Annotated in this window: 14 protein-coding genes; 2 read left to right on the plus strand and 12 right to left on the minus strand. The window is 69.9% G+C overall.

Annotated elements, in window-relative coordinates; all coding sequences use genetic code 11:
• Positions 1 to 5 precede the first annotated feature (5 nt).
• Genes C4F17_RS14660 through C4F17_RS14700 form a run of 9 tightly spaced genes read right to left on the minus strand, consistent with a single transcriptional unit; the run spans position 6 to position 8,110 of the window.
• Positions 6 to 1,013 carry a tyrosine recombinase XerC gene (locus tag C4F17_RS14660; protein ID WP_267898693.1) on the minus strand — a complete coding sequence of 336 codons (1,008 nt, stop codon included), beginning with the start codon at positions 1,011 to 1,013 and terminating at the stop codon, positions 6 to 8.
• Complete coding sequence (locus tag C4F17_RS14665; RefSeq protein WP_106935714.1) at positions 997 to 1,632, minus strand: YdcF family protein; 636 nt, start codon at positions 1,630 to 1,632, stop codon at positions 997 to 999. Before C4F17_RS14665 ends, C4F17_RS14660 begins: the two co-directional genes overlap by 17 nt.
• Positions 1,629 to 2,333 (minus strand): DUF484 family protein, encoded by a 705-nt coding sequence (locus tag C4F17_RS14670; RefSeq protein WP_081271352.1) that lies wholly within the window; start codon positions 2,331 to 2,333, stop codon positions 1,629 to 1,631. The genes C4F17_RS14665 and C4F17_RS14670 overlap by 4 nt, the downstream gene beginning before the upstream one ends.
• A complete protein-coding gene (gene dapF / locus C4F17_RS14675; RefSeq protein WP_106935715.1) occupies positions 2,330 to 3,205 on the minus strand; it encodes a diaminopimelate epimerase in 876 nt (291 codons plus the stop codon). The genes C4F17_RS14670 and dapF overlap by 4 nt, the downstream gene beginning before the upstream one ends.
• 57 nt (positions 3,206 to 3,262) lie before the next feature.
• Positions 3,263 to 4,864 carry an MFS transporter gene (locus C4F17_RS14680; RefSeq protein WP_106937557.1) on the minus strand — a complete coding sequence of 534 codons (1,602 nt, stop codon included), beginning with the start codon at positions 4,862 to 4,864 and terminating at the stop codon, positions 3,263 to 3,265.
• A complete protein-coding gene (locus C4F17_RS14685; protein WP_106937558.1) occupies positions 4,857 to 5,261 on the minus strand; it encodes a DoxX family protein in 405 nt (134 codons plus the stop codon). Before C4F17_RS14685 ends, C4F17_RS14680 begins: the two co-directional genes overlap by 8 nt.
• The gene (locus C4F17_RS14690; RefSeq protein ID WP_409196333.1) at positions 5,261 to 7,147 is read right to left on the minus strand and encodes an amidohydrolase; all 1,887 of its coding nucleotides are present in this window, start codon (positions 7,145 to 7,147) and stop codon (positions 5,261 to 5,263) included. Before C4F17_RS14690 ends, C4F17_RS14685 begins: the two co-directional genes overlap by 1 nt.
• A 4-nt stretch (positions 7,148 to 7,151) precedes the next feature.
• The gene (locus tag C4F17_RS14695; protein WP_081271399.1) at positions 7,152 to 7,439 is read right to left on the minus strand and encodes a DUF1427 family protein; all 288 of its coding nucleotides are present in this window, start codon (positions 7,437 to 7,439) and stop codon (positions 7,152 to 7,154) included.
• Between the two features lie 17 nt (positions 7,440 to 7,456).
• Positions 7,457 to 8,110, minus strand: a complete 654-nt coding sequence (locus tag C4F17_RS14700) for a hydrolase (RefSeq protein ID WP_106935717.1) — start codon at positions 8,108 to 8,110, stop codon at positions 7,457 to 7,459.
• A 171-nt stretch (positions 8,111 to 8,281) separates the two neighbouring features.
• On the opposite strand from C4F17_RS14700, the gene C4F17_RS14705 reads away from it, so the two are divergent.
• A complete protein-coding gene (locus C4F17_RS14705; protein ID WP_106935718.1) occupies positions 8,282 to 9,193 on the plus strand; it encodes a LysR family transcriptional regulator in 912 nt (303 codons plus the stop codon).
• 2 nt (positions 9,194 to 9,195) lie between these two features.
• On the plus strand, positions 9,196 to 10,413 hold the full coding sequence (locus tag C4F17_RS14710) for an MFS transporter (protein WP_106935719.1): 1,218 nt from the start codon (positions 9,196 to 9,198) through the stop codon (positions 10,411 to 10,413).
• Here C4F17_RS14710 and C4F17_RS14715 read toward each other — a convergent pair.
• From C4F17_RS14715 to C4F17_RS14725, 3 genes are all read right to left on the minus strand, one after another.
• Complete coding sequence (locus tag C4F17_RS14715; RefSeq protein ID WP_106935720.1) at positions 10,400 to 11,152, minus strand: anti-sigma factor; 753 nt, start codon at positions 11,150 to 11,152, stop codon at positions 10,400 to 10,402. The genes C4F17_RS14710 and C4F17_RS14715 overlap by 14 nt on opposite strands.
• Positions 11,149 to 11,673: a sigma-70 family RNA polymerase sigma factor gene (locus C4F17_RS14720; RefSeq protein ID WP_234382924.1), complete on the minus strand. Its 525-nt coding sequence runs from the start codon at positions 11,671 to 11,673 to the stop codon at positions 11,149 to 11,151. Before C4F17_RS14720 ends, C4F17_RS14715 begins: the two co-directional genes overlap by 4 nt.
• A gap of 97 nt (positions 11,674 to 11,770) precedes the next feature.
• Positions 11,771 to 12,340, minus strand: a complete 570-nt coding sequence (locus C4F17_RS14725; protein WP_081271361.1) for a DUF3455 domain-containing protein — start codon at positions 12,338 to 12,340, stop codon at positions 11,771 to 11,773.
• Between the last annotated feature and the right edge of the window lie 163 nt (positions 12,341 to 12,503).

A 12,503-nucleotide genomic window follows, 5' to 3' on the forward strand; every position in this document is an offset into this window, starting at 1 on the left:
GTTGCTTACTTGTCGTTCTCCGGCCTGGCCTTGGCGCGCGGATGCGCGGCGTCGTAGGCCTTGGCCAGATGCTGGAAATCCAGCCGCGTGTAGACCTGCGTGGTCGAGATGTTGGCGTGGCCGAGCAGCTCCTGCACCGCGCGCAGGTCGCTGCTCGACTGCAGCACGTGGCTGGCGAAGGAATGCCGCAGCATGTGCGGATGCACCGGCGCAGCGAGGCCGGCCTTGAGGCTGCGTTCGCGCAGCAGCTTCCACACCGCCTGCGACGACATCCGCACGCCCTTGGCGCTGATGAAGAGCGCGGCGGCGGCCTGCGGGTCGCGCAGGTGCGAGGTGGCCAGCGCGGCGCAGTCGCCGCGCACCGCGAGCCAGTCGCGCACCGCCTCGGCCGCCTTGCTGCCCATCGGCACGATGCGGCGCTTGCTGCCCTTGCCGAGCACGTTGGCGTCGCCCGCATCCAGGTCGACCCAGCCGCGCGCCGTGCTGCTCGCCTGCGCGTCGAGCCCCGTGAGCTCGCTCACGCGCAGGCCGCAGCCGTAGAGCATTTCGACGATGGCGCTGTCGCGCGCCTCGGTCCAGGGGTCGGCCTCGGGGTCGTACAGCTCGGCCAGGCGCACCGCGTCGTCCACGCCCAGCGCCTTGGGCAAGGGCTTGCCGGCCTTGGGCGCATGCACGTCCTGCACCGGGTTGAAGCCGACCAGCCCTTCATGGCCGAGCCAGCGGTAGAAGCTGCGCCAGCACGACAGCACCAGCGCAATGCCGCGCGGCTCGCGCCCCGCGCCGTGCAGCTGCGCCATCCAGCGGCGGATGTGGGCGGTCTGCACGCGGTCCAGCGGCAGCTTCGCCTCGGCGGCGTGGTTGGTCAGCGACTTCAGGTGGAAGGCGTACAGCTCGACAGTGCGCGCCGCGAGCCGGCGCTCGACGCGCACATGCTCGAGGTATTTTTCGACCCAGCCGGAATCTGCGGAAACGGCCGGCGTCGCGGGCCCGGAGGGCTCAGAAGAGGAAGCCACGGAAGACATTGTTCACGATGGCCGCCGGCTCGCGCAACGCGCCCTTCGAAAACGGCCCCAGCGCGTTCCAGCAGGACGTGGGCGCCGCCGCGTACTGCACGTCGAAGATCCGGTCGAAACCGCTCATCTTCACCAGGCGCTCGACGCGCCACATGTGGAACGGCTCCGACACGATGACCACGCTGCGCACGCCGGCCGCCTCCAGCAGCGGGCGCGACAGCGAAAGATTCAGGCGCGTGGAGGTGGAAGCGGGCTCCAGCAGCACCGGCCCGGCGTAGCCCGCGGCCACGGCGCGCTCCTGCATCGCGATGGCCTCCGTGCGGCCGTCTTCGGAATCCACGCCGCCCGAGAAGGCGAGCTGCTTCACGAGGCCGGTCCTGGCCATCGCCACCGCGGTGTCGACCCGCCCCGAGAGGCAGGGGTGGGGCTTGCCGTCCAGGTAGGCGCGGCTGCCGAGCACCAGGGCGGCGTCGGCCGCGCGCTGCGGCGGGTTGGCCAGCAGCGCTTCGGCCTGCCGCCAGATGAACGCGCCGATGGCCGCGTACACCAGCGCCCCGGCCAGCAGCCCGCCGAACAGCAGGACCTGCCAGGGCCGCCGCAACCAGCGCGGGCGGCTCAAGGACGCAGCCGCGACAGCCCGCCCGACGCCAGCTCGGCGATGCGCTCGAGGAAGTCGGTGCCCATTTCGGAGTTGAAGCGCTGCGCGTCGGGCGACGCCAGCACCAGCATCCCGAAGGCCGGCGACTCGGCGTCGGCGCGCAGCGGGATCAGCGCGATCGACATGGCCGACTGCGGCTCCGGCAGCCAGTTGGCCGCCTCGAAGCCCGAATTGAGCCCGCAGTACGGCGAAGTCAGCGAGGTGGCCAGCGCCTTCACGTCGTCGCTCACCCACTGGGCATAGGCCTCGTTGAGGTATTCGCTGCTGCAGTCCCACACCTTGATGGCCGTCTGCGGCACCAGGAACAGCGACTGCAGGTCGACCGCGATGCGGTACGGCAGGCTGCGCGGGTCGCGCGTGGTCAGCAGGCCGCTGGTCCAGCGCTGCAGGCGGTCGGCGATGACGACGTTCTCGGTGCCGTGGCGCACCATGTCCATCAGGCGATGCTCCAGCGCCTTGATCTTTTCGCGCAGCATCTCGGCCTGGCGCTCCTGCAGGCTCACGGCGCGGTTGCCGTGCGGGCTGGTGAGCTGCACCTGCGCCAGCAGCTGGGCATGGCGCTCGAAGAAGTCCGGCGTGTTCGCCAGGTAGTTGGCGATGTCGTCTTCGGTGATCGGGTTCATGGCGTTGGCGTCGTTGTTGTTCGTGAAGTTGGTCGTCATGGCAGCTCCGGCACCTCGATGTCGCCCTCGAACACCGTGGTGGCCGGCCCCGTCATGAGCACCGGCTGGCCTTCGCCCTGCCATTCGATGGTGAGAATGCCGCCGTGCGTCTGCACGTCGACCCGGCGGTCCAGCAGCCCCAGCCGGATGCCCGCCACCACCGCCGCGCAGGCGCCGGTGCCGCAGGCCAGCGTTTCGCCGGCGCCGCGCTCGAACACCCGCAGCTTGATGTGCGCGCGGTCGACCACCTGCATGAAGCCCGCGTTCACCCGCTGCGGAAAGCGCGGGTGGTGCTCGATCTTCGGGCCCTGCTCGGCCACGGGAGCGGTGTCGACGTTGTCGACCACCTGCACCGCGTGCGGGTTGCCCATCGACAGCACCGCCAGCGCGACGATGGCGCTGTCGGCGTGCGTGCCGAGCGCGAGGTGCCAGGTTTGCCAGCCGCCGTCGGGTTGCGGGTCGAGCCCGGCCGTGTCGAACGGCACGCGCGCGGTGTCGAAGACCGGGGCGCCCATGTCGACCGTCACGCGGCCGTCGGCGCCCATGCGCGGCTCGATGACGCCGGCCAGCGTCTGCACGCGCACGGAGTCTTTTTCGGTCAGCTTGTGTTCGCTGACGAAGCGCATGAAGCAGCGCGCGCCGTTGCCGCACTGCTCCACTTCGCCGCCGTCGGCGTTGTGAATGACATATTGGAAGTCGACCCCCTCGGCCGGCGAAGGCCGCACCGTGAGGATCTGGTCGGCGCCGACGCCGAAGTGGCGGTCGGCCAGAAAGCGGTATTGCGCGGCGCTGAGGCCCAGCGTGCCGCGCGTTTCGTCCAGCACGACGAAATCGTTGCCGGCTCCCTGCATCTTGGTAAAGCGGATTCGCATCCGGGGATTATCGCCACCGGCACTGTCCCTGACGACCGCGGGCCCAAGCCGCCCGCGCTACAGCGCCAGGAAGTGATGCACCTCGGGCTTCCCCGGCCCGATGTGAAAGCGCAGCGCCTCGCCCTGCAGGTCGGCGTCGGCCTGCGACACCCGGTGGTGCTGGCGCAGGTGCTCCGCCCAGGATTCGACGAGGAACCACTCCATCACCCGTTCGGCGTCGGCCGTGTGCTCGTGCAGGCCCCAGGCGTAGGCGCCGTCGCGGCGGCGTTCGAGAGACAGGCGCTTCATCGTCTGCAGGAAGGCCAGACGGTCGTCCTTGCGGATGCGGTATTCGATCTGGATCATCACCGGCCCGCGGTCGTGCGCCACCGGCTCGGCGAGCAAAGGCTCGGGCCAGTGGTTCGACGCCTGCAGGTCGGCCTCGCCGGAGGGCAGCCGCACGCGGTGGAACACCAGCCCGACCACCACCAGCCCCACGGCCCCCGCCACCAGCGTGGCCGGCACGCCGACCTGCTGGGCCACCAGGCCCCAGCCCAGGCTGCCCGCCGCCATCGCGCCGTTGAACACCGTGAGGTACACGGCCAGCCCGCGTCCGCGCACCCAGTTGGGCAGGATCGACTGGGCCACGCCGTTGAGCGTGGTCAGCGCAATGATCCAGCCCAGGCCCAGCAGCAACAGCAGCAGCACCGCCAGCCACTTCGGCGGCGCGAAGACCAGGCTGCCCATCACGGCGGCCGTGAGCAGCGCCGCCAGCAGCAGCATGCCGTCGGCGTCGAGCCGGGCACGCAGGCGCGGCATCACCAGCGCGCCGCCGATGGCGCCCGCCCCCACGGCGCCGAGCAGCACGCCGTAGAAGCCGGCGCTGCCGCCGAGCATCTGGCGCGCCACCAGCGGCAGCAGCGCCCACACCGAACTGGCGAACAGGAAGAACACCGCCGCGCGCAGCAGCACCACGTGCAGCTCCTTGCTGGCCCGCGTGTAGCGCAGGCCGGCGCGGAAGGCGCCGAGAAAGTTCTCCGACAGCCCGCTGTCGGCAGGCGCCGGGCGCTTCCACCACAGCAGCGCGGCGATCACGAACACATAGCTCAGCACGTCCACGCCGTAGGTGGCCGCCGCGCCGAAGCTGGCAAGGATCAGCCCGCCAGCCGCCGGCCCGATGGAGCGCGCGATGTTGATGCCCAGCGAGTTCAGCGCCACCGCGCCCTTGAGGTCCGAACGCGGCACCAGCTCCGGCACGATCGATTGCCAGGTCGGCCCCATCAGCGCCGCACCGATGCCGCCCACGAAGGTCAGCACGATCAGGTATTCGACCGTGAGCGCGCCGGTGTGCGAGAGCACCAGCAGCGTGCCGCTGACCGCCGCCAGCACCAGCTGCACGAAGATCAGGAAGCGCCGCCGGTCGAGGATGTCCGAGAGCACCCCCGCCGGAATGGCGAGCAGGAACACCGGCAGCGTGGCCGCCGTCTGGATGAGCGCCACCGCCGTCGGGTTGGCCGACAGGTCGGTCACCAGCCACGAGCTGGCCACGTCGCGCATGAAGCTGCCGATGTTGCCGAGCACGGTGGCGGCCCAGAGCACCGCGAACACCGGCTGGCGCAACGGCGCGAAGGCGCCGGACCGGGCCGCCGGCGCAACCGCGCCGTGAGAGTTGTCAGACATGGGCACGCTCCTTCAGGTCATGCCAGGCAACCAGCAGGAAACCGCCGGCCAGGCCCAGGTGTTCGAAGAAGGCGTTGGCCGCCATGAAGCGCTCCTGCCCGAGCGGCATCTGCCAGAAGCGCAGCGCCACGAAGGTCGCCATCAGCGTGAAGCCGCCGAGCGCCAGCGCGCCCAGCCAGCGCAACCGTCCCGCGAGGATCAGCGCCGAGGCGCCCAGCTCCAGCACGATGACCGCCACGGCCAGCGGGCCGGCGGGCGACAGGCCGAAGTGGTTCATCTCGGCGAGGGCCGCATCGAAGTCCATCGCCTTGTTCAGTCCGCCCTGCAGGTAGGCGGCGCACAGCAGCAGCAACGCGATCCAGCGCAGCGCGGGCGAGGTGGTCCAGCGCGTCGCCATCACACCGCCCAGCAGGCGCAGCCTAGCGCGCCCCAGAAGCTCTTGAGGTCGGCCACGGGCAGCTTGCTGCTCCAGGCCGTGGCGTGGCCGTGGCCGTGCACGTTGCAGTTGTTGGCGCAGCCGCAGGACATGGCCGCGTTGCGCAGAACCTTCTGCAGCGGCGCGCCCTCCTTCTTGTCGGCCCAGCCGGCGTAGCCGCCGAAAGTGCGCGCGGGCGACCAGTCGGGCATGGCCGGGGGCACCGAGCCTTCGTCGTGCGCTGCGAACACCCCGGCGCCGTAGACCACCTTGCCGCCCACCATCGTGAGCAGCGCCGTGGTGTCGGCGATGTCCGATTCGGCGCAGGCGAAGAAATCGCGGTCGGGCACCACCAGGTCGGCGAGCTGGCCGGCCTGGATGCGGCCCTTCTTGCCCTCCTCGTTCGAGAACCAGGTGACGTTCTCGGTCCACATGCGCAGCGCCTGTTCGCGGTCGAGCAGGTTGCGCTGCGGCGTGATCTGCAGGCCGCCCACGGTCTTGCCCGTGACCAGCCACGACAGCGACACCCACGGGTTGTACGAAGCCACGCGCGTCGCGTCGGTGCCGGCCGAGACCTTCAGGCCGCGCTCCAGCATGCGCTTGACCGGCGGCGTGGCCTCGGCCGCGGCGGCGCCATAGCGCTCCACGAAGTATTCGCCCTGGTAGGCCATGCGGTGCTGCACCGCCACGCCGCCGCCCAGCGCGGCAATGCGGTCCATCGACTTCTCCGAAATGGTCTCGGCATGGTCGAAGAACCAGTTCAGGCCGGCCAGCGGCGTGTCCTTGTTGACCTTCTCGAACACGTCGAGCGAGCGGCTGATGGTCTCGTCGTAGGTGGCGTGCATGCGCCAGGGCCAGCGGTTCTGCGCCAGGATGCGCACCACGCCCTCCAGGTCGCCTTCCATCTCGGGCGCCATCTCCGGACGCGGCTGGCGGAAGTCCTCGAAGTCGGCGGCCGAGAACACCAGCATCTCGCCGGCGCCGTTGTGGCGGAAGTAGTCGTCGCCCTGCTTGTATGTGGAGTTGGCAGTCCAGTTGAGGAAGTCTTCCTTTTCCTGCCTGGGCTTCTGCGTGAACAGGTTGTAGGCCAGGCGGATGGTGAGCTGGCCGTCGTCGGCGAGCTTCTGGATCACTTCGTAGTCGTCCGGGTAGTTCTGGTTGCCGCCGCCCGCGTCGATGGCGCCGGTCACGCCCAGGCGGTTGAGCTCGCGCATGAAATGGCGCGTGGAATTGAGCTGGTAGTCGAAGGGCAGCTTCGGGCCCTTGGCCAGCGTGGCGTAGAGGATGGCCGCGTTCGGCTTGGCCAGCAGCAGGCCGGTGGGGTTGCCGGCGCTGTCGCGCACGATCTCGCCGCCGGGTGGCGCGGGCGTGTCCTTGGTGTATCCCACGGCGCGCAGCGCGGCGCCGTTGAGCAGCGCGCGGTCGTACAGGTGCAGGATGAACACCGGCGTATCGGGTGCGACCGCATTCAGTTCCTCGATGGTCGGCAGGCGCTTTTCCGCGAACTGGTGCTCGGTGAAGCCGCCCACCACGCGCACCCACTGCGGCGCGGGGGTGATGGCCACCTGCCGCTTGAGCATGCCCATGGCGTCGGCCAGGCTGCGCACGCCGTCCCAGCGCAGCTCCAGGTTGAAGTTCAGGCCGCCGCGAATGATGTGCAGGTGGTTGTCGATCAGCCCTGGCAGCACGCGCTTGCCCTGCAGGTCGATCACGCGGGTGGCGCCACCGGCCAGCGGCAGCACGTCTTCGGCGCGGCCGACACGGGTGAAGCGGCCGTCCTTGACGGCCACGGCGTCGGCCACCGGGTTGGCGCGGTCCAGCGTGGTGAAGCGGCCGTTGTGCAGGATCAGGTCGGGCGGGGTCGTCATGTTCTCAGCCATGGCGGGTTTCCTTGTTGGGGGTTTCGGCGGCAGTCTGGGCGGGCAGGCACTTCGGCAGTTCGCCGAACACGTGCGGCTTGACCTGGTGGTGCAGCCACGAGGTGGCCACGGCGTCGGGCTTGAACACGCTCTTGATGAGCGGAGGGATCTGCTCGCCGAGCAGTATCCCCAGAAGCCCCACCAGGGCGATGACCGGCGGCGCCGGCGAGCGCACCTGGAACAGTGCGTAGATCACGCCGACCAAGAGGCCGAGTGCAAGCGACAGGACATAGGGCTTCATCTGGTTCACCCCGGCTTTCAACCCTCGTGCGCGCCGAACATGGTCTTGGCGTAGGTCACGCCCAGGCCGTAGGCGCCGCCCACCTTCTTCGCGATGCCGGTGGTCAGCTCATAGGTGTCGCCGCGGGCCCAGTCGCGCTGCAGCTCGAGCAGGTATTGCAGCGAGGTCATCGGCTGCGCGCCGGCCTGCACCATGCGCTCCATCGCGCGGTTGTGCGCCTCGGCCGACACGTCGCCGCAGGCGTCGGCGATCACGTACACCTCGAAGCCCTGGTCCAGCGCCGACAGCGCCGGCCCGACGATGCACACGCTGGTCCACAGGCCCGACAGCACGATGCGCGGCTTGCCGATCTGGTTGACGCGGTCGATCACGGCGGCGTCTTCCCAGGTGTTCATCGAGGTGCGGTCGAGCATCTTCTGGCCGGGGAAGGCGTCGGTGATCTCGCTGAACATCGGGCCCGAGAAGCTCTTCTCGGCCACGGTCGTGAGGATGGTCGACACGCCGAAGCCGGCCGCCGCCTGCGCCACCAGCGCGGCGTTGTTGCGCAGGTTCACGGCGTCGATGGAATGCGTGGCAAAGGCCATCTGCGACTGGAAGTCGATCATCACCAGCGTGTGATCGGTGGGCGTGAGCAGCTTGGAACCGGCGGTGGGGATGGCTTTGATGGACATGGAAAAAGCTCCTGGGCTTGAGTTGACGTTCGATTGAATTCACAATTGCGTTCGGAGGGAATCTCCTTGGCATGGGCTGAATCATCGGGCTCCCACTCACTGTCATCGACGAAACTTTTCACCGTCAATGATCGAATTTTTCGATCTTTCTTTTTCGACAAGGACCGCCGCATGCTCAAACTCAGCCTGGAAGCCATCGAGGTGGTGGACGCCATCGCGCGCCACGGCTCCTTCACCGCCGCCGCCACGCGCCTGAACAAGGTGCCCTCCACGATCTCGTATGCCGTGGGCAAGCTCGAGGAGCAGCTCGGCATGCTGCTGTTCGAGCGCAACGGCCCGCGCGTCACGCTCACCGCCGCCGGCGAGGAAATGCTCAAGGAGGGCCGCTGGCTGCTCAGCGCCGCGAACGACCTCGAATCGCGCATGCGGCAGATCGCCACCGGCTACGAGTCGGAGCTGCGGCTGGTGCACGACTCGCTCATTCCCACGCACGCGCTCATCGACGACATCCGCGCCTTCGAGGACCTGCGCTGCGGCACGCGGCTGCGCATCGGCTGCGAGGCGCTCACCGGCAGCTGGGAGGCGCTGCGCGAGGGGCGGGCCGACATCGTCATCGCCGCGGGCGACGGGCCGGCCGGCGGCGGCTACCAGGCGGTGACCGTGGGCAGCCTCGACTTCGCGTTCTGCGTGGCGCCCTCGCACCCGCTCACGCGGCTGGGCCGCCCGCTGCAGCGCGGCGACCTGCTGGAGTGCAACGCCATCGTGGTGGGCGACAGCGCGCGCACGCTGTCGGAGCGCACCGTCGGCCTGCTGGCCGGCCAGCCGCGCATCACCGTGCCGTCGATGCCCGCGAAGATCGCCTGCCAGGTCGCCGGCCTGGGCCACGGCTTCCTGCCGCGCGCCTGCATCCTGGGCGAGCTCAAGCGCGGCACGCTGGTCGAACTGCCCACCGAGGAACCGCGCCCGCCCGAAGCCTTCTGGCTGGCCTGGAAGACCGGCGCGCAAGGCCAGGCGCTGCGCTGGTGGCGCGAGCGGATGAACCGCACGCTGGTGCCGGCGCTGCTGCCGCGCTCGGCGTTCTGAGGATGAAGCCGATCGGCCCGCGGCGCGCGGCTCGTCAGTTCCCGGCCTTTCTTTTCTCGCTGCTCGTCTCCAAGCTGGCCGACCAGATCCTGCTGTTCCTGGTGCCGCTGGTGGTGTTCCAGGTGACGCAGGACGTGGCGTGGTCCGGTTATGCATTCGCGGCCGAGACCTTTCCGCGCTTCCTGTCGTTCCCCGTCTGCGGCGCGCTGTGCGACCGGATCTCGCCGATCAGGCTGCTGCGCGGCAGCCAGGTCTTTCGCGCGCTGGTCTGCGTGCTCGGCGTGCTGGGCAACGAGGCGCTGGGCGGCATCGGCTGGCTGGTGGGCCTGTCTGCCGTGTGCGGCGTGCTGACCACGCAGGGCGTCATGGCGCGCGAGGTGATGCTGCCGCAGATTGCCGGCAACGGCCACGGCTTCGACAAGGTGCTGGCCTATGCGCAGACGGCCGAGCAGACCGGCATGGTGCTCGGGCCGCTCGTTGCGGCGGCGCTCTTTGCGTTCTTGCCCTGGCAGGCGGTGGTGGGCGCGGCGGCCGCCCTCTTCCTGCTGGCGGATGTCGCCACCGCGTACTGGCGGCGCGGCAACCCCATGCAGCTGCACGAACCGCAGGCCGCCAAGGGCCACTTGCTGCAGCCGATCAAGACCGCGCTCGGCCATCTGCTGCACCTGCCGGGCCTGCTGCGGCTGACCGGGCTCACGGCCGGCGTGAACCTGATGCTCGGCACCACGCTCGCTTCTTCCGCCGCGATGGTCACCGGGCTGCACCATCGCTCGGCCACCTACTACGCGTGGCTGCAGACGCTGGGCGCCGTCGCCACCATCGCGATCCTGCTGAGCATCATCCGGGGGTCGTTCGCGCTGAAGAAGATGGGGCTGACCGCCTACCTGCTGATCTTCGGCGGCGGCCTGCTCACCGCCGTGAGCACCAGCCACTGGGGCTATGCGGCCGGCTTCCTGCTGGTGATCGGGTTCGACAAGATGTTCAGCATCTACATCCGCATCCACCGCCAGCGGATCATTCCGGCGCACGACTACGGCAAGACCACCGGCGTGATCGTGCTGCTGAACAACCTGACGCAGCCGCTGGCAGGCCTGCTGGTCGGCGCCTTCGCCGACGCGGCGCAGACGCGCATGGTGATCTTCGGGCTGTGCATGCTGGTGGGCGCCATCGGCATCGCGGCCGCCCTTGCCAGCCGGAGCAGCAGCGCTACAGCACCTTGACCGCGCGGCCGATGAACTGGATCGGCCCGGTCGGACGGTCGATGGGCGAGCCGTTCTCGGGCTCCAGCGTGAGCTCGAACAGCTGGTTCGGTTCCAGCGGCGGCAGCTTGTCGATGGGAATGCGCAGCGTCTGGCCCTGCTTGACCAGCCCCAGCGACACCGGGCCGCGCCACTGGTCGGCCTTGGTCCAGAACTGCAGCGTCTTCTGCGGCGGCACTTCGACGGTGCCCAGCGGCACCAGGCTCAGCTGGCGCGACGACGTGGTCTGGATCACCCAGCCCGGCGACTTGTCTTGCGGGGCGACCAGCACCACCATGTACTGCGGCGTGGGCGCCGGCCGGGTGACCAGCACGGCCACCATCAGCGCCGCGGCTGCAAAGCCGCCGGCGGCAAGGCCGCGCCAGAGCTGCAGGTTGTTCCACCAGCTCGCGAAGCCCGATGCGCGCGCCGGCTGCCCGGCCTTCGGTGCGGCTGCGCCAGCAGCACCAGCACTGCCCAGCGTGCGCTCGATGCGCGACCACAGCGCGGGCGACGGATCTGCCGGCGGCGCCAGCGAGGCCAGCGGCAGCAGCCGGGCTTCCCACGCCTGCACCGCATCGCGCAGCGCGGGCTCGTCGCGCATGCGGGCTTCCACCGCCGCGCGTGCGTTGGCCGACAGCGTGCCCAGCACGTATTCGCCCGCCAGCGCGTCGATGTCTTCGAAATTGCCGAAACTGGAAGAAGCGGTGCCGCTGCTCATGCCATGCACTCCCGCAGCGCGCGCATGCCGCGCTGGATCCAGGCCTTGACCGTGCCCAGCGGCGTCTGCAGCCGCTCGGCAATTTCGCCGTGCGAGCAGCCTTCCACATACGCATAGAGGATGCAGTCGCGCCGCGCCGGCTCCAGGCCGCCCAGGCAGCCTTCGAGCCTGCCGAGGTCCGCGCGCAGCTCGAACGGGTCGGCGGCGGTGGCATAGGCCGCGAGCGCGGCCTGGTCGTCGATGGCCTCGGCCGCGTCTTCGCTCACGTCCACCTGGCGTGCGCCGCTGCGCACCATGTTCAGCGCGGCGTTGCGCACCACGCTGTAGATCCAGCCCCGGCCTTCGCCGCGCGCCGGGTTGAAGGTTTCCGCGCGCTGCCAGATGCTGATGAAGGCGTCGTGCAGCACGTCTTCGGCCTGCTGGCGCTGGCGCACGATGCGCAGCGCCACGCCCAGCAGGTAGCGGCTTTCGCGCTGGTAGAGCTGTTGCAGGGCCTGACGGTCACCGCGTGCGCAGGCCATGAGGGTGGCGTCGTAGTCGAAGGGCGAGGTGGGTGGCGGGTTCTGCACGGCCCGATGGTAGTGGAGCCGGCGGCCCCGCCGCCGAATCGCCCCCCGATCAGGACGCCTTCCAGAAGATGTAGTCGGCTTGGTACTGCACCACCTGCTTCTGGCCCTTGGTGGCCGGCGTGCACGGCACGGCCGCCGGCGCCACGCCGCCTTGCAGCGCCACGCGCTGGATGTACGTGACGCCCGTCATGGCGCCGCTGCCCGTGGCCGGGTTGGCCTTCACCAGCTGGTACGGCAGGCTGGTCGGGCCCGAGGGCGCGACCGCCAGCTGCGTGGCCGTGAGCTTGGAGCCGTCCATCGACTCCCAGGTGGCCGGCGGGCCGTAGTACTTGCCGACCTGCTTGCCGCTGCGGTCCAGCAGCCTGGCGTCGGGGCCGACGAACACCCATTCCGTCTGGCCCGGGGCATTGGCCTTGTCGCGGCATTCGTAGGTGATGTCGCCCTTGCCCACCGTTTCCATCGCGACCTTGTTGCCGGCCGGCACCTGGATGGTGGGGGGCAGGCTGGACTGGTTGAAAGCGGGCGTCATCGACATCGAACCGCAGGCGGTGAGCACCGCGGCAGCGGCGGAAACAGCGCCGAGAACGGCGAGCGAACGGGCGGGACGGGAGGTGTGCATGGAATTTCTCCTGGGGTTGTAGAGGGTCAGCAGCTCCTCGCTGCTGAGGGGTCTACACGCCAGGGGCGGGTTTGGATGCAGCCTCGCGGAAAAAAATTTTTCCGACGCGCCAACCCCACCCCATCCCGGCCCTCCGAGCGGCCGGCGCACGTTCAGCGTTCTT

It is taken from the genome of Variovorax sp. PMC12, assembly GCF_003019815.1.
In the GTDB taxonomy this organism is placed as follows: domain Bacteria; phylum Pseudomonadota; class Gammaproteobacteria; order Burkholderiales; family Burkholderiaceae_C; genus Variovorax.

What these genes read in the sequence shown, in the direction of transcription:
- C4F17_RS14670 (WP_081271352.1), bottom strand. Translation starts at nt 2,333, where the DNA reads ATGACGACCAACTTCACGAACAACAACGACGCCAACGCCATGAACCCG.
- dapF (WP_106935715.1), bottom strand. Translation starts at nt 3,205, where the DNA reads ATGCGAATCCGCTTTACCAAGATGCAGGGAGCCGGCAACGATTTCGTC.
- C4F17_RS14680 (WP_106937557.1), bottom strand. Translation starts at nt 4,864, where the DNA reads ATGTCTGACAACTCTCACGGCGCGGTTGCGCCGGCGGCCCGGTCCGGC.
- C4F17_RS14685 (WP_106937558.1), bottom strand. Translation starts at nt 5,261, where the DNA reads ATGGCGACGCGCTGGACCACCTCGCCCGCGCTGCGCTGGATCGCGTTG.
- C4F17_RS14690 (WP_409196333.1), bottom strand. Translation starts at nt 7,147, where the DNA reads ATGACGACCCCGCCCGACCTGATCCTGCACAACGGCCGCTTCACCACG.
- C4F17_RS14695 (WP_081271399.1), bottom strand. Translation starts at nt 7,439, where the DNA reads ATGAAGCCCTATGTCCTGTCGCTTGCACTCGGCCTCTTGGTCGGCGTG.
- C4F17_RS14700 (WP_106935717.1), bottom strand. Translation starts at nt 8,110, where the DNA reads ATGTCCATCAAAGCCATCCCCACCGCCGGTTCCAAGCTGCTCACGCCC.
- C4F17_RS14705 (WP_106935718.1), top strand. Translation starts at nt 8,282, where the DNA reads ATGCTCAAACTCAGCCTGGAAGCCATCGAGGTGGTGGACGCCATCGCG.
- C4F17_RS14710 (WP_106935719.1), top strand. Translation starts at nt 9,196, where the DNA reads ATGAAGCCGATCGGCCCGCGGCGCGCGGCTCGTCAGTTCCCGGCCTTT.
- C4F17_RS14715 (WP_106935720.1), bottom strand. Translation starts at nt 11,152, where the DNA reads ATGAGCAGCGGCACCGCTTCTTCCAGTTTCGGCAATTTCGAAGACATC.
- C4F17_RS14720 (WP_234382924.1), bottom strand. Translation starts at nt 11,673, where the DNA reads ATGGCCTGCGCACGCGGTGACCGTCAGGCCCTGCAACAGCTCTACCAG.
- C4F17_RS14725 (WP_081271361.1), bottom strand. Translation starts at nt 12,340, where the DNA reads ATGCACACCTCCCGTCCCGCCCGTTCGCTCGCCGTTCTCGGCGCTGTT.